Raw genomic sequence first — 21,014 nt, forward strand, 5'->3', positions numbered from 1 at the left:
GCGTTCTGGCGGGCCCGGCGGCCGCGGCCGCGGCGAGAGCCCGTTCGGCACCCACCCGGGCGGCCCCTTCGCCGGGCCCGGTGGCCCGTTCAGCGGGTCGTTCGGCGGGCACGCCGGCGGTCCCGGCGGACCGTTCGGTCACGGCCACCCCGGCGGCGGACCGTTCGGGCCCGAGCACGGCTTCGGCCCCCACTCGCGCGGCCGCGGACCGGGCCGCGGCCCCGGCCGGCGCGCCGGACGCGGCGACATCCGTGCCGCTGTGCTGCTGCTCCTCGCCGAGCAGCCGATGCACGGCTACCAGCTCATCCAGGAGATCGGCGAGCGCACCGGCGGTCGGTGGCGCCCCAGCCCGGGCGCGATCTACCCGGCGCTCGCGATGCTCGAGGACGAGGGCGTCGTCACCATCACCGCCGAGCAGGGGCGCAAGCTGGCCCGGCTCACCGAGGCGGGCAAGACGTACGTCGCGGAGCACGCCGACGAGCTCGGCAGCCCCTGGCAGGACGCCCAGGACCGCCCGGTGCACCCCGGCCGCGCGCTCCGCGAGGCCATGGAGGCGCTCGGCGCCGCCGCTGGGCAGGTCGCCCGCACCGGCGACGAGGCGCAGACCGCGCAGGCGCTCGCGGTGATCGACCGCGCCCGCCGCGAGCTCTACCTCGTGCTCGCGGGCGAGCCCGGCGCCGGGACGGGCGGCACGACGACGCCCACCCCGGCCCCCGAGGCCTGACACCTGACGCCTGACAACAGCGGCCGTCGCCCCTCAGCGGGCGGCGGCCGCTGTCGTCCCGCGCGCGCCCGGCGCCGTCACCCCGACCGGCCCACGTCCCCCCGCCACGGTCACCCCGCCACGGTCCCCCCGCGGGGCGCACGCCGTCACACCGAGCGGTGCGCCCCGACGAGCGCGGCGCCGTCGCCCACCGGCGTGGCCGCGAGGAGCTCGCGCGCCGCGACGCCGATCACCGCGCTGTACGTCGGGTAGGCGAACTCGACGCGCGCGAGCGTCGCGAGGTCGACGCCCGCCGCCATCGCGGTCGTGACGGCCTGGATGACCTCGACCGCGTTCTCGCCGACCGCGTGCGCGCCGAGCAGCAGCTCCCGCCGCCGGTCGGCGACGAGCTTGAGGAAGCCGCGTGGGCGGTCGTCGATGATCGGGCGCTCCATCGTGGCGTAGGGCACGTGCGCGACCAGGCACCCGGCGTCACGGGCGCGCGCCTGCTCCTCGGTCAGCCCGACGCCGGCGTAGTCCGGGTCCGTGAACCCGCCCGCGGGCAGCAGGTGGTGCGGCGTGCGCAGGGTCGCGCCGAGGACCGCGTTGCGGGCCGCCGCCTCGGCCTCGACGTGCGCGGCCTGCACGAGCATCGCCTGACCGTTCGCGTCGCCGGCCGCGAAGACGTGCGCCGCGCTGGTGCGCAGGTACTCGTCGACCACGATCCGCCCGCGCTCGACCCGGACGCCGGCCGCGTCCAGCCCGAGGCCCTCGACGGACGCCGGCCAGCCCGTCGCCATGAGGACGTCGTCGAAGGTGGCGTGGTGCTCCGCGCCGCCGACCTGCCAGGTGAGCACGATCCCCGCGCTGTCGTCCGCCTGCCGCAACGAGACGACCTGCTCGACCGAGGTGACGACCCGCACCCCCTGCTCGGTGAACGCCTGCGCGACGGCCGCCGACACCGCGTCGTCGGTCTGCGCGAGGATCCGCGGCGCGACCTCGAGGAGCGTGACGTCGCTGCCGAACGCGTTGAAGATGGTCACGAGCTGCGCGCCGGTGTTGCCCGCACCGACGACGGCGACGCGCCCGGGCAGCCGCGGCAGGTCGAGCACCTGCTCGGGGAGCGTCGCGAGCTCGGCGCCGGGCACGGGCAGCCGGCGCGAGTGCCCGCCGACGCAGAGGATCACCTGGTCGGCGTGCAGCGTGCGCCCGGAGGCCTCGAGCACGACCTCGTGCGGCGAGACGAACCGTGCCCGGCCCTCGAGCACGAGGTCGACGCCGGCGGCGCGCAGCCGGTCGGGCTCGTCCTTGGCGGCGAGCACCCGCTCGACGGTCGCGCGCACGCGGGCGACCGTGGTGGGCCAGTCGATCGTCTGCTCGGTGACCGTGATGCCGTACGCGTCGGCGGTGCGGACCTCCCGCATGAGCCGGGCCGTCTTCGCGAGCACGCGGGTCGGCACGCAGCCGGTGTTGACGCACGTGCCGCCCGTCCGCCGCGCCTCGACGACGGCGACGCGTGCGCCGAGCTCCGCGGCGCGAAGGGCGGCCGCCGTCCCCGCCGGACCGGCGCCGATGACCAGGACGTCGTACGAGTCGCTCATGCCCTCACTGTCCGCGGCGACGCCCGGTGCCGCGACCCCTCGGGAGGCGGTTCACAGGAAGCCCGTGCGGTGGTTCTCAGGAACGAGACGCACCTCACACGAGCACGTCAGGCGGGCGGCGCCGCCGTGCTGCGGCGCACGACGAGCTCGGTCGGCAGCACGACCCGCTCGGGCTCTGCGGCCTCCCCCGTGCGAGAGCGCTCGATCGCGCGGGTCAGCGCCCCCGCGGCGGCGCGGCCCTTCGCCGTGAGGTCCTGCCGGATCGTCGTGAGCGCGGGGCGCATGCGGCTCGCGAGCGCGCTGTCGTCGAACCCGACCACGGAGACGTCGTCGGGCACGCGCAGCCCGAGGTCCTGCGCGGCGTGCACGACGCCGAGCGCCATGAGGTCGGAGAAGCACAGCACCGCGGTGGGCCGGTCGGGGGTGTCGAGCAGCAGGCGGGCGCCCTCGTAGCCGTCGGGCTCGGTGTTGCCGGGCACCTGCGCGGCGCTGACCTGGGCACCCGCCGGCCGCAGCACCGAGAGCCAGCCCTCGACGCGCGCGGTGTCCACGTAGGTGGTGCCCGCGGTCTCGGGCTCGACGAGCCCGTGCGTGCCGCCGTACCCCTGCGTGAGCAGACCGATCGAGCGGTGGCCGAGCGTGAGCAGGTGCTGCGCGCCGAGCCGGGCACCGCCGACGTCGTCGAGCAGCACGCTGCCGGCCCCGGGGAGCGGCTGCTGGTCGACGAAGACGAGCGGGAGCCGGCGCTTGACGAGCCAGTCGAGCGCCTGGGTGTCGCCCGCGCACGAGTAGACGAGCGCGCCGTCCATCGGGATGTCGCGTGCGGGGATCATCGCCGCGGAGCCCGTCGAGGGCAGCAGCGCGAGGGCGAGCCCGGTCGGCGCGAGCTCCTCGGCGAGGGCACCGAAGAAGCCGGTCGCGATCTCGTCCTGGAACGCGGTTCCGATCGACTCGGTGAGGAGGACGCCGACGGCGCCCGTGGTGCCGCGGGCGAGGGCACGCGCCGCCGGGTCGGGGCCGACGTAGCCCAGCTCGTCGGCAGCGGCCAGGATCGTGCGGCGCAGCTCGGCGGAGAGCTGGTCGGGCCGCGAGAAGGCGTTGGAGACGGTCATCCGGCTCACGCCGACCTTCTCGGCGACCGTCTGGAGCGTCACGCGCCCCACGGCGCCACCCGGTTCCCCGTCATGGGGTCCAGGGTAGGTGGCCACCGGGACGCCCGACGGGCCCGGGGCGTGCGCGGCCGTGGCGGTCGCGGACGCGCCCGGGCCCGACGGGTCAGTGCGCGGGATGTGCACCGGACGGGGTGCAGCGCGGGGCGACGGCGTCCCCCAGGTGGTGCAGCGCGGTGGCGAGCGCACCGCGGGTCCGGCGCGCGACCGGCGGCCGCTCCCGCGTCGGTCGGGGTTCGACGACGGGGGCGTCGGGCCGCGCACTGTGGGACTCGTGCAGGGTGGCCCTGCGGGACAGGAGCAGGGCGAGCTGCGGGCTCTCCATCATGGCGATCTCCTCGGAACGATTCTGTACCGCTAAAGTAGCGGCGTCGTCTGTACCGGTCAAGTAGTCCGGACGAGATCTCTGCCCGGACCGGCCGCCGACGTCCCGGGTGGGACGCCTCGCGCCTCGCGGTGCGGATCGGCCGACACCTGGTCGACGAACGGGGAGGCCCGGGATGGACAGGTCGAGGCCGGCGGGATTCTTCGGAGAGCCCAGGCCGGCTCGGGCGCGGGAGGCCCAAGGCGGTTCAGGCACGCGGCGGTTCAGGCCCGAGGCGGTTCACGCCACGGACGACGTCGATCGCGCAGCGGCGCACGCCCCGGGCGCCATCGCTCGCGGAGGGCGCGGCGCAGGTCCTCCGGGCGTCGCCGCACGCAGGGGGTCGCCAGCCAGACGAAGGAGCCAGGCGCCCGGTGCTGCCCGAGGGGCACCCGGCGTCACGCGAGGGACTGCTCAGCGCAGTCCGGAGGCCTCGACCCAGGCGACGGCCTCGGCGCGCGTGGAGACGCCGATCTTGCGGTAGGCGGTCCGGAGCTGGGACTTGACGGTGTTCCGGCTGACCCACAGCCGCGACGCGATCTCCTCGAGGGTCACGTCCTCGGCGAGCTCGGCGAGGACGACCCGCTCGCGCGGCGTCAGCATCTGCACGCCGGTTGCGGCCCGGCCCGGCTCGACCATCGTTCCGTTCGTCATCTCTGCCCCCACTGCGTCCGAGGCGCTGAGGCCCCGGAAGAGCCGCGCCGCACTGTCTGCTTGATGCTTCAATTCATCGGCGCAGCGCTCGGGAAGTTGAAGGATGCCGACGCACCGGCCGCGCGACACGCCGTCCGACCGCCGTCGACCCCGGGTGAATCGCCCGCGCGGCACAGAGGCTCCGCGGCGCACGGGCTCCGCGCCGCACGGGCTCCGGCGCACGGGCTCCGCGGCGGACGACGACGTCCCGCACCGCGACCCCGGCGATCTGCACCGCGGCGAGAGCAGCGGCACCGCGAGCACGAGCGTCGCCCAGCGCGCGGGCGCCCTCGCGGTATCTCGACCGTGGCCCCGCCGCTCCTCCGGGAGTAGGTTCGACGGACGCGGCGCGAGGGGGCGACGGCGATGGGCCGGTTCAGCGCCGCCCGCGAGAGCTCGCCGGTCGAGCTGCGGAGCCCCCCGGTGGCGCCCGCACGACAGCTCCGGCCCTCCGGGGCACCCGCCTCGAGCACGCGGACCGCCGGGGTCCTGGCGCTGCAACGCACCGCCGGCAACGCCGCGACGTCGGCGCTGCTGCACGGGGACGCGAGCCGCGGCGGACCGCAGACCGCCCAGGTCCAGCGGGCCGCCGTCGCCGACTTCATGGCGACGGACCCGTCGCGGGTGACCGATGCGCAGCTGGACGGGACCGACGAGTTCAAGGCCTACCTCGCGTCGAGCACGCCCGCCAAGAAGGTCAGTCCCGACGACGCGCGCTTGGCGCTGCGGCTGCTGCTGCGCTACCTGAACCAGCTGCCCCCGGGAACGATGTTCGGCCCGCACGACCTCGACGGCTGGCTGCGTACGGCACAGGCCCGGTCGAAGGTGGCCGGCACGGCCGAGGGCGCGGTCGGCTCCGGGGAGTGGGTCGCCCTGAGCCCGGCCGACGTGCGGGGGCCGACGACCTCGGGCAGCGACTTCATGCAGTGGATGCTGGGCGGTGGCTCGGTGCCCGCCGTGAAGACGGCCAAGGGGAACTGCTGGGAGATGGTCATGTTCTCGGCGTACCGGGCCGGACAGCTCACCGAGGCGCGGATGCGCGAGATCTACACCAAGGGTCAGGCGGCGGACAAGGCACGCGGCGGGCTCGCCTTCCCGGAGACCGTCGAGGCCGAGCTCCGCGCGGGCACCGAGTACGTCTACGATCCGGCGAAGGCCGGCTCGCCACGACCCTTGCGGGGAGACGTCGTCATCTTCCAGAGCGCAGCGGGACACGTGTCCTTGGCCACGGGACGTCTGGTCGGAGGTCAGGTCGAGATCGTCAGCCACTGGGGTCCGCCGCACAACAACCCCAAGATCGAGACCACCACGATCGAGGACCTGCTGAAGAGCGGCGCAGGCAAGCCCGTCAAGTTCTGGAGCCCACGGTGGTAGCAGCCACGACTCTCGCGACCGTGCCCTGGTCGACCGGGCCGACCGGCCTCCCGGAGCGGCTCGAGGAGACTCCCCGGTCGGGCTGGGTCCTGCCCGAGGACGTCCGCCTGGTGCCCGCCCCGGTCCACGTCCGACGGGACGACGCCGGCGGGCTGTGGGTCACCAACGGGGCCGAACGGGTCGTGCGCTGCGCACCACCCGGCGTCATCGAGCTGCCCGGCGACTGCGGTCCGCTGCTCGACCACGTCGTCGTGGACGCCGGGAGGTACGGCCTCCTCGACCGGGTCGAGCACGGGGCCCGGCTGCGCTGGTACGACGGTGCGGCGCTGGTGTGGGAGCGCGAGGGCGACTTCGGGAAGCTCCTGACGGACGGGCGGCGGGTCCTCACCTCCGAACGGCACGGCCCGGCGGTGCACGAGTGGGAGGTCTCCACCGGGGACCTGACCCGGACCGTGCTCCGCAGCCCCGACGCCGGGGAGCCGTTCCTCGTCGACGGCGTCCTGTGCGCCGTCTTCACCGACCTCGACGGCGGGCACCGCGGTGTCGAGCAGCTCGACCTCGACGGGACGGTCCACCGGACCGTCCTGACCGGCGCCGAGCACTACGCCTGGCTGGTCCACCCGATCGGGTTCGACAGCGCCCGTCGGCCCTACGCCGTGCGCGACGGCGAGGTCGCGCGCATCGCGCACGACGGAGAGATCGAGCAGATCGGGTCGGTGGGCGACCTCTCCCCACGGCTCCTCCAGGTCGACCCGGACGGGCGGGTCCTGTTCGCCGTCAGCACCGTCGACGGAGCTGCCGTGCAGTGCCTGAGCACCGGCCACGGAGGGGGCGACCCCGCGGCACGCTGACCGCCGCGCGTCGCGCTCAGGGCCGCGGCGGCCCCTGCCGGACCCGGTCGAGCAGCGACTCCGGGGTGTCGCGCGCACCGTCCCAGCGCGACTCGACCCACCACGTCGCGCCGGCGTCCGCGTAGGCACGTGCGTGCGCCGCGGCTGCGTCGGGCCCGTCCGGCAGCACGCCCTCGACGACCACGTCGAAGTCCCCGAGGAACCGCTCGGGCTCGGCCGCCGCGAGCGCAGCCCGCCGCTCGCCCACCCACGCGACGAGCGCGCGCACGTCCTCCGGGGTCATCGAACCGGACCGGCCCTGCGGGATCACGCCGTCCCACCGCACCGCTCGGCCCATCGACCGTTCGCTCGGCCACACGCCGACCGCCCACACGGGGATGCGCGGGAGCTGCACGGGCCGCGGGCGGAACACCAGGTCGGTCACGGTGTGGTGGGTGCCGGCGTAGGAGAACCGCTCGCCGCTCCACGCCCGTTCGAGGATCGCGAGCGCGTCGTCGAGCCGCTCGGCGCGTCCCCGTGCGGTCGTCGCCTCACCACTCACGCGTGCGAAGCCGCCGTCGTCGACCGCCCCCAGCCCGACCGGCAGCACGAGGCGCCCGCCCGAGAGATGGTCGACCGTGACCGACTCGCGCGCGACCTTCCAGGGCCGGCGCCGGGCGAGCGGGAAGATCATCGCCCCGAGCCGGATCCGCTCGGTGCTCACGGCGAGCGCACCGAGCAGCGCCCACGGGTCCCAGGTGTCGAGCTCGCCCACGCTGATGCCGTCCCAGGTGAAGAACCCGTCCCAGCCGTGCGCCTCGGCCTCCTGCGCGAGCGTGATCGTCTGCGCCACGGAGCCGAAGCTCCCCACGAACCCGAACCGCATGCCGCACGCTCCCCTGCGTCGCCGTCCGCGCCACCGAGGCGCCGCCCCGGGCGAGCCGAGCACCGGCCGCACCGTGGGGCGCTCACGACGCTAGCGGCGGGCACCCACACGCCCGCCGCCGCAGACCTGCGCCCGACGACGCCGCCGCCTCGTCGCACGACCTCCTCGTCGTGCGGGCAAAGGCGCGATCTCCGCGGGGCATCTCAGGACAGCCCCCCACGAACCGGGCGCGGCCGACGTGCCCGGCGGCGTTTCCGCCGTCGTGACACGGATGGCCTAGGGTCGTCGCGCCGGGCGCCGCGAGGGGAGCGCTGCGCCGGGCGGCACGACCGATCCGCACGACCGACCTGACCGACAGGGAGCCCGTGAGCGCGTCGAAGACCCTGACCCCCCAACCCCGTCCGACGCCGCGCGGCGCCGGCCCCGACCGCGCCGCCACCGGCTCGGGCACGTCGCGGGCCCGCACGGCCCCGGGTGGCGGTGCCGAGCCGGCCACGGACGGCGACGCCGCGTCGGCCTCCCGCCCGCCGGGCACGTCCTTCCTGCGCGAGCGGCCCGCGCTGCACGCCGAGGTGTGGGTGTACGACCGGACGCTCACGCACGTCGTGCTCGTCGAGCACCCGTGGCGCGGGCTCGTCCCCCCGGGCGGTGCGGTGGAACCGGGCGAGACCCCGCGCGAGGCGGCGCTGCGCGCGGTCGCCGAGCTCACCGACCTCGAGCCGACGCTCCTCGATACCCCCGCCGCGGCGACGACCCGGGCGTACCGGTCGGGGTGGGCACCGACGCTGTGCCTCGCCTTCGCTGCCGTGCTGGGCGGCCGGCCCGAGCTCACGAGCACCGCCGGCCACGCCGCGGTGTGGCACCCGCTCACGCCGCTGTGGTCCTCGTGGTTCCCGGGCGACGCGCAGCGCATCCGCACGTTCGCCCGCTCGCTGCGCGGCTGACCCCGGGGCGGCGCCCCCGAGGGCACGGGCACGAGTCCTCGGAGATCCGCGCCGCCCGGCTGTCGATCCGGCGGGTGCTCGCGCGTCATGCTGGTGACGGGTGCCCACCGAGCACCCGCGGACGCGAGGGAGGCCGATCATGGCTCAGGAGTACGTGGTGCTGCTGCACGGCGACGAGCGGGTGTGGGCGGACGCCGACGAGGCCGCGCGCGCGGAGGCGTACGCGGCGCACGGCCGGTTCATGGAGCTGTGCGCGGAGCGCGGGCACACCGTCACGGGTGGCGCCGAGCTCGCTCCCGCGGCGACGTCGCTGCTCGTGCGCGTCACCGACGCGGAGGGGTCCCCGGTCGTGACCGACGGACCGTTCCTCGAGACCGTCGAGCAGCTCGGCGGGTACTACCAGATCGCGACCGACGACGTGCACGACCTCGCGCGGCTCGCGGCCGGGCTGCTCCTCAGCCCGGAGGACGGCACGGTCGAGATCCGGCCGGTGGTCCCCGACGGCGGGGCCGACGAGGCCGCGGCCGACGTGGCGGCGCACGCGACGGCGGACGCATGAGGTTCCTCGTCCTGCTCTACGAGGACGAGCGCGCCTGGGCGGCCCTCGACGCGGACGGGCGCGCCGAGGTGTTCCGCCAGCACGACGCGTTCTCCGCGGCGGTCGCCGCGCACGGCTGCACGATCGCCGGGGGCGAGGGGCTCGCGTCGGTCGACGCCGCGACGACGATCCGGCGGCACGGTGACGACGTGACCGTGACCGACGGCCCGTTCGCGGAGACGGCCGAGCAGCTCGGCGGCTTCTACCTGGTCGACGCGCCGGACCTCGACGTGGTGAGCGAGCTGGTGCGGCTGCTCCCCGAGTACACGATCGAGATCCGCCCGACGATCGAGCTGTGACGCCGCGGTGACCGACGGGCCCGGTCCCGCGCGCGCGGCAGCGGCGAGCACGCCGTCGCCGGGCGACGCGGGACGGCCCGGCACCGAAGGACTCCCCGACGGGTCCGGACCGGCCGGGACGGCGGGCGCCGCGGTGCCGGACCGTGCCGACGCGGCGGACGCCGTCGACCGCGCGTGGCGCACGCACTGGTCGCCCGTGCTGGGGCTGCTCATCGGCCAGTTCGGGCGGCCCGACCTCGCGGAGGACGCGCTCGCCGACGCGTTCGTCGCCGCGGCGCGGCGCTGGCCGGCCGACGGGGTGCCGTCCTCGCCCGGCGCCTGGCTGCTCACCGCGGCCCGGCGCCGGGTGCTCGACCGGCTCCGCGCCGAGGCGGTGCACCGGCGCAAGGAGCCGCTCATGGTGGTCGACGAGCGCACGCGCGCGCTCGCCGCGGAGACGACGGACCCGGGAGCGCACGTGGGCGACGACAGGCTCCGGCTCGTGTTCGCGTGCTGTCACCCGGCGCTGGCCCCCGAGGCGCGCATCGCGCTGACGCTGCGCTTCGTCGCCGGGCTCCCCACCGCCGAGATCGCCCGGCTGCTGCTGGTGCAGGAGCCGACGATGGCCGCCCGGCTCACACGCGCGAAGAAGCGGCTCGCCGCGTCGGGCATCCCGTTCGCGACGCCGCCACCCGAGCGGCTCGACGACCGCCTCGACGTCGTCGCGACCGTGCTGTACCTCGTGTTCACCGCGGCGTACCACCCGACGGACGAGCCGGACCCGCTGCGGACCGCGCTCGGCGACGAGGCGATCCGGCTCGTGCGGGTGCTCGACGGGCTCCTGCCCGGCCGACCGGTCGTGCGGGCCCTGCTCGCGCTCCTGCTGCTCCAGCACTCGCGCCGCGACGCCCGGCTCGACGACACGGGGGCGCTCGTCCTGCTCCCGGACCAGGACCGCCGCCGGTGGCACGCCGACGAGATCGCCGAGGGCCTCGCGGTGCTGCGCAGCGTCCGCCCGAGCACCGGTCAGGCCGAGGAGTACCGCCTCCAGGCGCTCGTCGCGGCCGAGCACACGACCGCGCCCGCTGCGGACGCGACCCGGTGGACGGTCGTCGCCGACCTGTACGGGCGCCTCGAGGACCTCACGGGGTCCCCCGTCGTCCGCCTCGCGCGCGCGGTCGCCGTCGCGGAGGCCGAGGGGCCCGAGGCAGGGCTGGCGCTGCTCGACGGGCTGGACGCCGCGCTGCCGACGCACCACCGCGTCCCGTCGGTCCGCGCGGAGCTCCTTGCCCGCGCCGGCCGCCCGGCCGAGGCCGCCGTCTCGTTCCGCGCGGCGCTCGCGCTCGTGCACAACCCGGTCGAGCGCCGCCACCTCGAGGGGCGCCTCGCCGCGACCGAGCTGACCGGCGGCGCGGCCGGCCCGCCCGGCGCCGCGCGCTGCCCTCGTGGGCGCCCGGACGGGCAGCCCTGACCGGACCGTCCGGAATTGCGTGGACCCCGGCGGAGCGCCGGTGGTTCGCTGACGGGATGAGCGACTGGAGCATCCGCGAGATCCCCGTCCCGGCTTCCCTCGACGCACCCGAGGCGTGGCTGCTGCACGGGTCGGTCGACGCCGAGCACGAGTCCCTGCGCGACGCGTGGGGCACCCTCGACCACGCGCGCAGCCCGCACGAGGTCCTCACATCGCTGCGGCACCAGCAGTACGTGCGCCGGGTGCGCCTCGTCGCCGTGACGGGCGACGACACCGACCCGGGAGACCCGGCGCGCGTGCTCGGCACCGCGACGGTCTACCTGCCGCTCGCCGACAACCTCCACCTCGGCATCTTCTTCGTGTCGGTGCGGCCCGGCTCACGTGGGCGGGGCATCGGCTCGGCGCTGTACGACGCGGTCGTCGAGGTCGCGGCCGCCGCGGGACGCACGACGCTCCAGGCGTCGACGGACCAGCGCTCGGAGCCGGACGAGGGCCCCGGCACGCTCGTGCCCTCGACCGGCACCGGCCGGGTGCGCGCCGACGACCCCGAGGTCCGCTTCGCGGTCGCGCACGGGTTCGCGCTCGAGCAGGTCGCCCGCTACTCCGTCCTCGAGGTGCCGCTCGACCCGGCCTTCCTCGCGGAGCACCGGGCCGAGGCCCAGGCGGCGGCCGGTGACGAGTACCGCGTCGTCACGTGGGGGGCGCGCTGCCCCGACGAGTGGGTCGACGAGTTCGCCGTCCTCAACACGCGCATGAGCACCGACGCCCCGGCGGGCGGGCTCGAGCTCGAGGAGGACGCGTGGGACGCTGAGCGCATCCGCGCCTACGAGCAGGACTTCGCTGAGCGCGGCATGGAGTTCCGTGTGGCCGCCGCCGAGCACGTGCCGACGCACACGCTCGCCGCCTACACCTCGTTCGGCTCGCCGTCCTGGAACCGGGAGTACGTCCACCAGGAGGACACGCTCGTGCTGAAGGAGCACCGCGGGCGGCGCCTCGGGATGCTCGTCAAGACCGCGAACCTCGAGCGCCTCGCAGTGGAGCAGCCGGAGGCACGGCGCATCGGCACGTGGAACGCCGAGGAGAACTCGTTCATGCTCGCGATCAACGTGGCGCTCGGGTTCCGCCCGGCCGGCGGCTCGGGCGAGTGGCAGACGAAGCTCGCCTGACACGGCAAGGGGATGGCTCCCTCAGCCCTTAGACGACTGCGGAGAGCCCGTCGAACAGAGCCCGCAGCATGGAAACGCGATCGACGACCGTCCGGGGCATGTGGCTTGCGAGCAGATCGATGGCGGCTTCAGGGAAGGCCTCCGTCAGTTGCGCGACTCCGACACCCATCACCACCGCCATCTCAGCGCCGAGCCGGTTCGCGCCTGCGAGATTGACGTCGAAGTCGTAGCGCTCCAGTCGCTGGGGCGCCGACAGATACAGCGCTTCGAGCAACACCCCCTGGCTCTGCCAATCCAGAATCTCGGCCAGATCGCTCGCATCGCGGTGCGTGGTGTGCTTCCGGTCTGTCCAGGCAATGATTTTGAGCAAGGCGAGTCCCGCCACGGTAGGCACATTCACCACCACCCGGCCCGGAAGCAGCGCCTCCGTCCTGAAATGGTACGCCTCGTGCATGCCGAGCAAGTTCATCTTGTGCTCGTTCCGCCATAACAGCGTTCGATCAGCCGCCTCAACACCGCCGCACGGAACTACGTCGACCTCGACGCCAAGAACCTCAAACTTGTGACCCGCGTCGCCAATCGGCTGAAGCCTCGAGGTGAAAGAGTCGAAAGCGTCCCAACCGTCCACCACGAGCGCAATGTCTATGTCTGCTGTAGCCCGGACGCCACGCAGCCCGAGATTGCCCGCGAGGATATTACGGGCGGTCGCACCGACAACCATCACACGGGCGTGCGGGTCAGGCAGGAGCTCCTCCAGGACCCGGGCAGCAGCTCCGAGCTCAGGATCCGTCGATTGCGACAAATCTATCACTAGTTCGCCTCATCCTTTCTGCATGCTCGATCTGGCGAGGATCGCCGGAAGCCATGAGATCTGCGTAGATGAGCAGCTCTGGGACGAGGCCGCTCGTGTCTTCGAGCGACGGCAGCCGCCAGAACCTGCGCCGCAAGAACACGTCGCCGGTGTCGTTGCGACGCAGTCGCGACTCGACCAGCAGGCGAACCGGAACTTCCTCCGAGTAGAGCGTCGAGGTGGCAGGTCTCAGATGTGGATCCAATAAGCTGGCAGCGAGTTCGCCACCGAGCAGCACCCCGTACTCTTCGAAGTCGCCCACCGCACGCCACCACTGCGGATCAGGAGCGGAGAATCGGCCGTTCGCCAGCCTGCTACTGAGTCTCGTAGCATATTGCTCCACCCATCTGGACGCGAGCTCGCCGCCCCGCGACATCCGCCGGCGTCCTGCATCTCCGTAGAGATAGCCGGACTTCTCCAGCTCGTCGATCACCTTATGGGTGGTACCCAAGGAAGTCATGCTTGCCGTCGCTATGTCGCGCAGCGGAGCCGACTGCAGATGCGGCCAAGAGAGCAGCGCGAATACCACCTGCAGCCCTGAGCGGGAAAATATCCTCGACTGATCAGGGCCAGGCGCATTCGTGCTCGACTTCGCCGACCGTACCGGCAGGGGCTTGAAGCCGCGAAAGCGGATCAGCAGCCGGTCCCAGTCGAAGTTCATGTTGCCGGCACTGTCGATGTAGTCGGCACCTCGACGTCGCAGCGCTTCCGCTTGTGCATCGCTGACATGGCGCGCAACAAGCAGAGGATTCTTGGAGGGAAGAGGCAGCACGGAAGCGCCAACATCCGTGAATTCGTCCTCGACCACCGCGAAGTAGGTCTTCGAACCTCGACGTCCCGCGTCGAAAGTCAACCGCACATCGTAATCATCTCGAGTTGTACCGAGTTCCATCTCTTCCAGCACGATGTCGTGCGTCCGAGCGAGTGCAAGTATTCGGTTCAATAGTTCAGTGTTCATTTTGCACCCGTGTTCAGCAGCAGTGAACATGCATCTGCAGTGAACATACCAGTGTCATCCAGAGCACGGGCGAGTACAGCGCGCTAGCCCCGGCGCGCGCCCCACCACGTCGACCAGCGGCGCTCGACCTCCGCGACGAGTGCGTCGTCCGCCCCGTACAGCGAGAGCGTCGCCGTCACGAACCCGTGGGGCGGGCGGCTCGCGGCGGGCGTCTCCTCGATCACGAGCAGCGCCTCGGTGAGCCCGTGGAGCTGGATCCCGACCTGGAACTCGGTGCGGTGCCACAGCGTCCCCCCGAGCGGCGACCCGTCGGGCCGGCGCGCCTCCACGTGACCTCCGAGCGGGATGCCCCGCACCCCGTGCAGCCCGGCGCGGTCGAGCAGCCGGTCTTGCGGGCCGCCCGCGTCGAGCTCCTCGGCGCGCAGCGTGCGGCGCTCCTGGCCGGGGTGCCGCTCGAGCGCGAACCGGAGCTGCTGCGCGAAGGCGATCCAGCCCTCGTCCATCTCGTCGCGCACGCCGTCGTAGCGGTGCAGCCCGTCGTGCTGGCGGGCGATCGTCAGGTGGCTGCGGCCCTCGTCGACGGGCGTCACCGTGATGAGGTCGCCGTGCTTCCAGGTGAGGCTGCGCACCGGCTGGGCCGGCTCGTCGACGGCGCTCGTCTCGGCGGCCCGTGCCTCGTCGACGAAGATCTGCCGGATCTCGGCGTCGAGCCCGTCGTAGTCCCAGCCGAACCAGCGGTGGATCTTCGCGGGCTCGCGCAGGTGCTCCCACACGGTGGCCGCGTCGGCCTTGATGTCGATGGACACGATCTGGCGGTGCTCCAGGCGCATGGTCGTCATCACGCACTCCTCGTCGAGTCGGTGGGCTCCTCCGACCGTAGCGCGGGCCGCCCACCAGCGCACCGAGCCGCCTGACGCGGGTCCGCTGACCGGGCCCGTCAGCTGCCGAGGACTGCGACGCCGTCCGGGTCGACCGCGAGCGCAAGGACCGTCCCCGGCGTGGCAGCCGAGCCCGCGGGGGCGAGCACGGTGACCAGGCCGAGACCCGAGACGTCGACGGCGTACTCCGCGCGCCCACGCCGGAAGGCGACACCGACGACGGTCCCGGTGAGGGTGCCCTCGGCCTCGTGCGGCGCGACGACGAACGCACCCTCGACGAGCGCCGCGAGGTCGGCCGACCGGGTCGACGGGGCGGCCGGGCCGCGCCCGACCGCCGTGAGCGCCGCCCGCAACGGCGCCGCCGCCGGGTCGTCGAGCGCGACGAACGCCTCGTAGCCGAGGAACTCCGCGACGCGCCGGCTCGCGGGGCGGCGCCAGAGCTCGGCGGGGCGGGGCGACCTGGAGCAGGCGGCCCGCGTCCATCACGGCGACGCGGTCGGCGACGGCGAACGCCTCGTCGTGGTCGTGGGTCACGAGCAGCGCGGTCGTGCCGGTCGCGGTCAGGGCGGCACGCAGGTCGTCGGCGAGGCGCTCGCGCAGGGCGCGGTCGAGGGCCGAGAGCGGCTCGTCGAGCAGCAGCAGCAGGGGCCGCGGGGCGAGCGCGCGGGCGAGCGCGACGCGCTGCTGCTCGCCGCCCGAGAGGGTCGCCACGGACCGCCGCTCGTAGCCGGCGAGGCCGACGACGTCCAGCAGCTCGCGCACGCGGGCGTCCCGCTCGGCGCGACGAGCGCGCGCCATCCGCAGCCCGAACTCGACGTTCCCGCCGACGTCGCGGTGCGGGAACAGCTGGCCGTCCTGGAACATCAGCCCGAACCCGCGCCGGTGCACGGGCACGCCCGCGAGGTCCGAGCCGTCCCACGTGATCGTCCCGTCGGCGGCGGGCTCGAGCCCGGCGACCGCGCGCAGCAGCGAGGACTTGCCGCAGCCCGAGGGCCCCAGCAGCGCGACGACCTCCCCGGGCGCGACGCCGAGCGTCACTCCGTCGACCGCGACGGTGGCCCGGTCCCCCGCGCCGTAGCGGACGACGAGCCCGTCGACGCGCAGGCCCCCGCGTGGGCTCTCGCGAGCGGGTACCGCCGCCCCGGCAGCGCCGTCGACGCCCGTCCTCGGCCCGCCGCTCACAGCTCCCCTCCCCGGACCGACCCGCGCAGCCGCTCCGCGAGCGCCATGACCCCCGCGGTCAGCAGCGCGAGCAGCACCGACGCCGCCAGCGCCATGCCGTAGTTCTGCTCCCCCGGCCGCCCGATGAGCCGGTAGACGACGACGGGCAGCGTCGGCTGGTCGGGGCGGGCGAGGAACGACGTGGCCCCGAACTCCCCGAGCGACACCGCGAACGCGAAGCCGACCGCGAGGCCGAGCGCGCGCGCGGCGATGGGCAGGTCGACCGCACGCAGGACCCGGCCGGGCCCGGCCCCGAGCGTCGTGGCGGCCTCCCGCAGGCGTGGGTCGATCGCGCGCAGCACGGGCAGCACGGTCCGCACGACGAGCGGCACGGCGACGACGGCCTGGGCGACCGGCACGAGCAGCCCGCTGGTGCGCAGGTCGACGGGCAGCCCGAGGGGCCGGTCGAGCGTGAGCAGGAAGCCGAAGCCGACCGTCACCGCGGAGACCCCGAGCGGCAGCATGAACAGCGCGTCGAGCACCGAGACGGTCCGACGGCCGGCCCGGGCCCGCGGGCGCCGGGAGACGACGAGGGCGACGAGCCCACCGACGACGAGCGCGATCACCGTCGCGTCGGTCGCGGTGCGCAGCGACGTCAGCGCCGCGTCCCACACGGTGACGCTGAGCGGGCTCCCGCCGCCCGCGGAGTCCCCGGTCGTGCCGAGCGCCGCGTAGTTGCCGAGCCCCCAGCCGCTGGGCGTGCGCAGCGAGCGCACGACGAGCGTCACGAGCGGCAGCGCGAGCCCCACGAGCACGAGCGCGGTCACGGCGGCGGCCGCGGTGTCGACGCCGTGCCCGCGCCCGAGCCGCAGCGGGTGCGCCGAGCCGGCCGTCGCGCTCAGGTGCAGCGCGCGCTCCTGGCGCCGGCGGGCCCGGGCGGCGAGCGTGAGCGCCGCGGCGACGACCACGAGCTGGACCACCGAGAGCACCGAGGCGGCGCGCAGGTCGAGGAACTGCGTGGTCTGCACCCAGATCTCGGTCTCGATCGTCCCGTAGCGCAGGCCGCCGAGCACGAGGACGGTCCCGAACGCCGTCGAGCAGAACAGGAACACGAGCGACGCCGCCGAGGCGATCGCGGGGCCGAGCGCGGGCAGCGTCACCTCGACGAACGCCCGCACCGGCGACGCCCCGAGCGCGCGGGCGGCCTGCTCGGCACGCGGGTCGAGGTGCTCCCAGAGCCCGCCGACGGTCCGCACGACGACGGTGTAGTTGAAGAACACGAGCGCGGCGACGACCGCCGCGAACGTGCCGTCGAGGTGCAGCGCCCCGAGCGGCCCGCCCTCGGCGAGCACCGCGCGGAACGCGACGCCGACGACGACCGTCGGCAGCACGAACGGCACGCTCACGAACGCCCGCAGGGCCCCGCGCCCCGGGAACCGGCACCGGAACAGCACGTACGCGCCGGGGACGCCGAGCAGCACCGCGAGCGCCGTCGCGACGCCGGCCTGCGCGAGCGTGAGCCCGAGGATCCGCCACGTCCGCGGGCGGGAGAGCACGTCGGCGAACCCGCCGAGGTCGAGCGCGCCGTCGGCCACGAACCCGCGCGCGACCAGAGTCGCGACGGGCCACGCGAAGAAGACGGCGAGGAACGCGAGCGGCAGCCCGGCCGCGAGCACCCACAGCACCGCCGACCCGGCGGGCAGCCGGGCCCGTCGGGTGCGGTGGTGGTCGCGGCCGGGGTGGAGCATCAGCCGATCACGACGTCCGTCCACTCGGCGATCCACGTCTCGCGGTTCGCCTCGATGTCCTTCGGGTGGATCGGCGCGGGGTCGGTCGCGAGGGGCGCCCACTTCTCCCACTCCTCGGGGAGGTCGACCGCGGAGCTCACCGGGTACATGTACATCGACCCGGGGATGTCGGCCTGGACGGCGTCCGAGAGCAGGAAGTCGAGCAGGAGCTGGGCTCCCTCGACGTTCTCGGCGCCCGCGAGCACGCCGGCGTACTCGACCTGGCGGGTGCACGTCTCGAGCAGCGCGCCGGTCGTCGGCTCGTCGGCGCCCTCGGGGACGGTCGACGGCGGGGACGAGGCGTAGGACAGGACGATCGGGCGCGGGCCCTTGCCGTCGGCCCCGGAGAAGTCGGTGTAGTACGCGTCGGACCAGCCCTCGGCGACCTTGACGCCGTTGGCCCGGAGCTGCGCCCAGTAGTCCGTGTACTGCTCGGACCCGAACCGGGCGGCGGTCCCGACGAGGAACGCGAGCCCCGGCGAGGACGTCGCCGGGTTGGTCACCACCAGGAGGTCCTTGTACTCGGGCTTCGTGAGGTCCTCGAGGGTCACGGGCTCGGGGACGCCGCGCTCGGCGAACCAGGCGTGGTCGACGTTGAGGCACACGTCGCCGAAGTCGACGGCGGTGAGCAGCCCCTCGTCGTCGCCGGGCACGGCGTGCTGCGCGGCGTCGGCGGCGGCCGGGGCACCGCTCTCGTACGGCTGGAGGACGCCCTCGTCGATCGCGCGTGACGCGAACGTGGTGTCAATCCCGTAGACGAGGTCGCCGAGCGGGTTCTCCTTGGTCAGCACGAGCTGGTTGACGAGCGCGCCGCCGTCGCCCGGGGCGACCTGCGTCACGGTGAGCCCGGTCTCCTCCTCGAACTGCGCGAGGATCCCGTCGCTCAGGGCGAACGAGTCGTGCGTGACGAGGGTGACGGTCCCGCCGGACGAGCCGGTCGGGTCACCGGCGGGGTCGGACCCGTCACCCGCACCGATCGCCGAGCAGCCGGCGAGCGCGAGGACGGTGAGCGCTCCGGCGGCGAGCCGGGTGCGCGGGGTGGTGCGTGCCATGCGTGGTGCTCCTCCTCATGGGATGCAGGAGGGGGTCGTCGCCGGGGCCGGCGGTCCGGCTGCCGAGGCGGCGGCCGTGCGCACGGCGACGGCGAGGACTGAGAAGCCCGACTCCCTACGCCGGTGCGAGCCGGATCAGGTTCGAGGGTCTGCGGCGGACCGCACTCTCAGCGCCGGGACCCGGGCCGCCCGGGGCCGGTGGTGTCCGGTCACGGGCGGGTGGGCCGAGGCGCTCCCCTGTCGTTCAGCGCGACCCTAACACCCAGGCGGACGGCGACCACGGTGACTGTGAGGGACACCGGGAACCCGAGCCAGCTCCAGACGGCGGGCACGTGCTCGCCCGCCACGACGACGCCCGAGACCGTGGCGGCGACGACCAGGACGGCGGCGACCGCGGCCGGGTCGACGGCCCGCGGGTGGTCGCCGTGCTGCCGGGCCCGCGCGGCGCGGACGACCCGGAGCCCGGCGACCCCGGCCGCCACGGCGGCGAGGAGCGCGGCCGCCCGGAGGCCGTCCGGGAGCGCGTCCTCCGCGAGGTGCTGCACGTCCTCCTCGAGCATCGCCCGGGTCGGGTCGTCGGGGTCGTGCAGCACCACCATCGTCGAGGCGTCCTCGTCGGCCCGGTCGGTCCCGGAGCCGACCGCGTTCGCGACGACCGTCGCGCCGCCCGCCTCGAACGTGACGCCGAGCCGCCCGCCTGGCTCCTCGGGTGGCCGGACCGCGACCCGCTGGACCTGCGCGCGGACGCCGGTCACGGCGAGCTCGCGGGCGACGTCGCGCTCGCCGAGGTCACCGGCGGTGACGACGAGCACGCCGAGGCACAGCCCGAGCGCGGTGAGCCCGACTGCGGCTCCGGCGCGGTCCCACCACGCGGTGCGCCGCTCGGCGCGCGAGAGCGGGCGCCAGTCGACGTCGTCGGGCCGCCGCAGCTCGTCGGGCCAGTCGAGGGCGACGGGCGCGCCGGCCACGTCGGGCGCGTCGGGCACGCCGGGGCCGCCGTCGGTGTCGGGCGAGGTGGTCCGGGTCGTCACGCGTCTCGTTCTACCGCACGCCCGTGGCGCGTCGGGGGCCGTGTGGGCGAGGTCACCCGGCGCACCGCGGGCACCGCGGGCACCGACCTGAGGTTCACCCGCCGCGCGGCGGAGGGACGGCCGGGGCTCGACTCCGCGCGCGGCCGGGCCTTGACGCCGCCCATCCGTCAGTCGTAACTTACCGTTCGTGACGACTTACGGAGGAGTGCTCGACGCGCTCGCCGATCCCACGCGGCGCAGCGTCTTCGAGCTCGTCGCGGAACGGCCGCACGCCGTCGGCGAGCTCGCGGCCCGCCTGCCCGTGAGCCGCCCCGCCGTCTCGCAGCACCTGCGCGTGCTCAAGGACGCCGGCCTCGTCACCGACACCGCCGTCGGGACCCAGCGCGTCTACCGGCTGGACCCCCGCGGCCTCGCGGCGCTGCGCACGTACCTGGACCGGTTCTGGGACGACCAGCTCGCCGCCTTCGCCCGTGCCGTCGAGCACGACCCCGCCGCACCCCAGGAGTGACCATGAGCACCGAGGAGCAGGTCAGCACCAGCACCGCCAGCCCGAGCAGCACCGCACCGATCACCAAGACCCTCACCGTCGCCGCACCGCCCGAGCGCGCGTTCGACGTCTTCACGGCGGGCATGGCGCGCTGGTGGAAGGACGACTATCACCTGGGCGAGCAGCCCCTCGTCGACGTCGTCGTCGAGCCCCGCGCGGGCGGCCGCTGGTTCGAGCGCGACGCGGCCGGCGAGGAGTGCGAGTGGGGGCACGTGATCGCCTGGGAGCCGCCCGGTCGCGTCGTCCTCGCGTGGCAGGTCGGGGCCGACTGGGCGTTCGACGCGTCGCTCGTGACCGAGATCGAGGTCCGGTTCACCCCCGAGACCGGACCCGACGGCGCCGCCGCGACGCGCGTCGACTTCGAGCACCGCGGCCTCGACGCCTACGGGGACCACGCGGCGGAGATGCGCGCGTCGCTCGGCGCACCGGACGGCTGGGCGGGGCTGCTCGACGGCTTCGCGGCCGCCGTCGCGGGCTGACCGCGCGGAGTCCGTCCCGCCGGTCGGGGCTCGGCGCACACGCCGGCGGCCGCCGCGCACCCCGGACGCGGGGGGGGGGCGGGCCCCCCCCCCCGGGGGGGGGGGGCCGGGGGGGGGGGGGGGACGCGCGAGCCCGGGGAGGCGGGGCTCGTGGCACACAGTAGGGGAGCGGAAGCGACAATTGTGAGATTCTC

At 75.0% G+C, this 21,014-nt stretch carries 22 protein-coding genes and 1 pseudogene; 10 read left to right on the top strand and 13 right to left on the bottom strand.

Annotated features, from left to right (window positions below; genetic code table 11):
- Window positions 1-724 (top strand): PadR family transcriptional regulator (locus tag AB6N24_RS17705; RefSeq protein ID WP_412870706.1); only part of this gene is annotated, 724 nt, incomplete at its 5' end.
- A 146-nt stretch (window positions 725-870) separates the two neighbouring features.
- Here AB6N24_RS17705 and AB6N24_RS17710 read toward each other — a convergent pair.
- The 4 genes from AB6N24_RS17710 to AB6N24_RS17725 all read right to left on the bottom strand — a co-directional run bounded on the left by AB6N24_RS17710 (window position 871) and on the right by AB6N24_RS17725 (window position 4,491).
- Window positions 871-2,304 (bottom strand): dihydrolipoyl dehydrogenase family protein, encoded by a 1,434-nt coding sequence (locus AB6N24_RS17710; protein ID WP_412870707.1) that lies wholly within the window; start codon window positions 2,302-2,304, stop codon window positions 871-873.
- A gap of 107 nt (window positions 2,305-2,411) precedes the next feature.
- On the bottom strand, window positions 2,412-3,458 hold the full coding sequence (locus AB6N24_RS17715) for a LacI family DNA-binding transcriptional regulator (protein WP_412870708.1): 1,047 nt from the start codon (window positions 3,456-3,458) through the stop codon (window positions 2,412-2,414).
- 121 nt (window positions 3,459-3,579) lie between these two features.
- On the bottom strand, window positions 3,580-3,801 hold the full coding sequence (locus tag AB6N24_RS17720; protein ID WP_412870709.1) for a hypothetical protein: 222 nt from the start codon (window positions 3,799-3,801) through the stop codon (window positions 3,580-3,582).
- A 450-nt stretch (window positions 3,802-4,251) separates the two neighbouring features.
- A complete protein-coding gene (locus AB6N24_RS17725; RefSeq protein WP_412870710.1) occupies window positions 4,252-4,491 on the bottom strand; it encodes a LuxR C-terminal-related transcriptional regulator in 240 nt (79 codons plus the stop codon).
- Window positions 4,492-4,896: 405 nt separating this feature from the next.
- On the opposite strand from AB6N24_RS17725, the gene AB6N24_RS17730 reads away from it, so the two are divergent.
- Together AB6N24_RS17730 and AB6N24_RS17735 are read left to right on the top strand one after the other, a co-directional pair.
- Entirely contained in the window at window positions 4,897-5,904 is a 1,008-nt protein-coding gene (locus tag AB6N24_RS17730; RefSeq protein WP_412870711.1) for a hypothetical protein, read from the top strand.
- A 20-nt stretch (window positions 5,905-5,924) separates the two neighbouring features.
- A complete protein-coding gene (locus AB6N24_RS17735; protein WP_412870712.1) occupies window positions 5,925-6,755 on the top strand; it encodes a hypothetical protein in 831 nt (276 codons plus the stop codon).
- 16 nt (window positions 6,756-6,771) lie between these two features.
- On the opposite strand, the gene AB6N24_RS17740 is transcribed toward AB6N24_RS17735, so the two are convergent.
- Window positions 6,772-7,620: an LLM class flavin-dependent oxidoreductase gene (locus tag AB6N24_RS17740; protein ID WP_412870713.1), complete on the bottom strand. Its 849-nt coding sequence runs from the start codon at window positions 7,618-7,620 to the stop codon at window positions 6,772-6,774.
- Between the two features lie 365 nt (window positions 7,621-7,985).
- Between AB6N24_RS17740 and AB6N24_RS17745 the strand changes: the two genes are divergently transcribed.
- The 5 genes from AB6N24_RS17745 to AB6N24_RS17765 all read left to right on the top strand — a co-directional run bounded on the left by AB6N24_RS17745 (window position 7,986) and on the right by AB6N24_RS17765 (window position 12,077).
- Complete coding sequence (locus AB6N24_RS17745) at window positions 7,986-8,564, top strand: NUDIX hydrolase (RefSeq protein WP_412870714.1); 579 nt, start codon at window positions 7,986-7,988, stop codon at window positions 8,562-8,564.
- Window positions 8,565-8,703: 139 nt separating this feature from the next.
- The gene (locus tag AB6N24_RS17750) at window positions 8,704-9,123 is read left to right on the top strand and encodes a YciI family protein (RefSeq protein ID WP_412870715.1); all 420 of its coding nucleotides are present in this window, start codon (window positions 8,704-8,706) and stop codon (window positions 9,121-9,123) included.
- Window positions 9,120-9,461, top strand: coding sequence for a YciI family protein (locus AB6N24_RS17755; RefSeq protein WP_412870716.1), 342 nt, complete (start codon window positions 9,120-9,122; stop codon window positions 9,459-9,461). The genes AB6N24_RS17750 and AB6N24_RS17755 overlap by 4 nt, the downstream gene beginning before the upstream one ends.
- Before the next feature lie 133 nt (window positions 9,462-9,594).
- On the top strand, window positions 9,595-10,911 hold the full coding sequence (locus AB6N24_RS17760) for an RNA polymerase sigma factor (RefSeq protein ID WP_412870725.1): 1,317 nt from the start codon (window positions 9,595-9,597) through the stop codon (window positions 10,909-10,911).
- 56 nt (window positions 10,912-10,967) lie between these two features.
- Window positions 10,968-12,077 carry a GNAT family N-acetyltransferase gene (locus tag AB6N24_RS17765; protein ID WP_412870717.1) on the top strand — a complete coding sequence of 370 codons (1,110 nt, stop codon included), beginning with the start codon at window positions 10,968-10,970 and terminating at the stop codon, window positions 12,075-12,077.
- Window positions 12,078-12,105: 28 nt separating this feature from the next.
- On the opposite strand, the gene AB6N24_RS17770 is transcribed toward AB6N24_RS17765, so the two are convergent.
- The 8 genes and pseudogenes from AB6N24_RS17770 to AB6N24_RS17805 all read right to left on the bottom strand — a co-directional run bounded on the left by AB6N24_RS17770 (window position 12,106) and on the right by AB6N24_RS17805 (window position 19,794).
- Complete coding sequence (locus AB6N24_RS17770) at window positions 12,106-12,798, bottom strand: hypothetical protein (protein ID WP_412870718.1); 693 nt, start codon at window positions 12,796-12,798, stop codon at window positions 12,106-12,108.
- Window positions 12,799-12,856: 58 nt separating this feature from the next.
- Window positions 12,857-13,885, bottom strand: a complete 1,029-nt coding sequence (locus AB6N24_RS17775; RefSeq protein WP_412870719.1) for a type IV toxin-antitoxin system AbiEi family antitoxin — start codon at window positions 13,883-13,885, stop codon at window positions 12,857-12,859.
- Between the two features lie 83 nt (window positions 13,886-13,968).
- Window positions 13,969-14,724: an SRPBCC family protein gene (locus AB6N24_RS17780; protein WP_412870726.1), complete on the bottom strand. Its 756-nt coding sequence runs from the start codon at window positions 14,722-14,724 to the stop codon at window positions 13,969-13,971.
- A 98-nt stretch (window positions 14,725-14,822) separates the two neighbouring features.
- Entirely contained in the window at window positions 14,823-15,116 is a 294-nt protein-coding gene (locus tag AB6N24_RS17785) for a TOBE domain-containing protein (protein ID WP_412870727.1), read from the bottom strand.
- Window positions 15,117-15,441: 325 nt separating this feature from the next.
- A pseudogene (locus AB6N24_RS17790) lies at window positions 15,442-15,945 on the bottom strand (ATP-binding cassette domain-containing protein); the annotation flags it as partial.
- Window positions 15,942-17,672 carry an ABC transporter permease gene (locus AB6N24_RS17795; RefSeq protein WP_412870720.1) on the bottom strand — a complete coding sequence of 577 codons (1,731 nt, stop codon included), beginning with the start codon at window positions 17,670-17,672 and terminating at the stop codon, window positions 15,942-15,944. The gene AB6N24_RS17795 and the pseudogene AB6N24_RS17790, both read right to left, overlap by 4 nt.
- Window positions 17,672-18,763: a thiamine ABC transporter substrate-binding protein gene (locus tag AB6N24_RS17800; RefSeq protein WP_412870721.1), complete on the bottom strand. Its 1,092-nt coding sequence runs from the start codon at window positions 18,761-18,763 to the stop codon at window positions 17,672-17,674. Before AB6N24_RS17800 ends, AB6N24_RS17795 begins: the two co-directional genes overlap by 1 nt.
- 209 nt (window positions 18,764-18,972) lie before the next feature.
- A complete protein-coding gene (locus AB6N24_RS17805; protein ID WP_412870722.1) occupies window positions 18,973-19,794 on the bottom strand; it encodes a hypothetical protein in 822 nt (273 codons plus the stop codon).
- A gap of 187 nt (window positions 19,795-19,981) precedes the next feature.
- Here AB6N24_RS17805 and AB6N24_RS17810 point away from each other — a divergent pair, with 187 nt between their 5' ends.
- Together AB6N24_RS17810 and AB6N24_RS17815 are read left to right on the top strand one after the other, a co-directional pair.
- Complete coding sequence (locus AB6N24_RS17810; RefSeq protein WP_412870723.1) at window positions 19,982-20,302, top strand: ArsR/SmtB family transcription factor; 321 nt, start codon at window positions 19,982-19,984, stop codon at window positions 20,300-20,302.
- Between the two features lie 2 nt (window positions 20,303-20,304).
- Entirely contained in the window at window positions 20,305-20,820 is a 516-nt protein-coding gene (locus AB6N24_RS17815; RefSeq protein ID WP_412870724.1) for an SRPBCC family protein, read from the top strand.
- The last annotated feature ends 194 nt before the right edge of the window (window positions 20,821-21,014 follow it).

This window comes from Cellulomonas jepli (genome assembly GCF_047229345.1).
Classification (GTDB): domain Bacteria; phylum Actinomycetota; class Actinomycetes; order Actinomycetales; family Cellulomonadaceae; genus Cellulomonas_A.

Coding starts and splice junctions, on each gene's coding strand:
- AB6N24_RS17710 (WP_412870707.1), bottom strand. CDS start 2,304: ATGAGCGACTCGTACGACGTCCTGGTCATCGGCGCCGGTCCGGCGGGG.
- AB6N24_RS17720 (WP_412870709.1), bottom strand. CDS start 3,801: ATGATGGAGAGCCCGCAGCTCGCCCTGCTCCTGTCCCGCAGGGCCACC.
- AB6N24_RS17725 (WP_412870710.1), bottom strand. CDS start 4,491: ATGACGAACGGAACGATGGTCGAGCCGGGCCGGGCCGCAACCGGCGTG.
- AB6N24_RS17730 (WP_412870711.1), top strand. CDS start 4,897: ATGGGCCGGTTCAGCGCCGCCCGCGAGAGCTCGCCGGTCGAGCTGCGG.
- AB6N24_RS17740 (WP_412870713.1), bottom strand. CDS start 7,620: ATGCGGTTCGGGTTCGTGGGGAGCTTCGGCTCCGTGGCGCAGACGATC.
- AB6N24_RS17750 (WP_412870715.1), top strand. CDS start 8,704: ATGGCTCAGGAGTACGTGGTGCTGCTGCACGGCGACGAGCGGGTGTGG.
- AB6N24_RS17755 (WP_412870716.1), top strand. CDS start 9,120: ATGAGGTTCCTCGTCCTGCTCTACGAGGACGAGCGCGCCTGGGCGGCC.
- AB6N24_RS17765 (WP_412870717.1), top strand. CDS start 10,968: ATGAGCGACTGGAGCATCCGCGAGATCCCCGTCCCGGCTTCCCTCGAC.
- AB6N24_RS17770 (WP_412870718.1), bottom strand. CDS start 12,798: ATGGTTGTCGGTGCGACCGCCCGTAATATCCTCGCGGGCAATCTCGGG.
- AB6N24_RS17775 (WP_412870719.1), bottom strand. CDS start 13,885: ATGAACACTGAACTATTGAACCGAATACTTGCACTCGCTCGGACGCAC.
- AB6N24_RS17780 (WP_412870726.1), bottom strand. CDS start 14,724: ATGACGACCATGCGCCTGGAGCACCGCCAGATCGTGTCCATCGACATC.
- AB6N24_RS17795 (WP_412870720.1), bottom strand. CDS start 17,672: ATGCTCCACCCCGGCCGCGACCACCACCGCACCCGACGGGCCCGGCTG.
- AB6N24_RS17800 (WP_412870721.1), bottom strand. CDS start 18,763: ATGGCACGCACCACCCCGCGCACCCGGCTCGCCGCCGGAGCGCTCACC.
- AB6N24_RS17815 (WP_412870724.1), top strand. CDS start 20,305: ATGAGCACCGAGGAGCAGGTCAGCACCAGCACCGCCAGCCCGAGCAGC.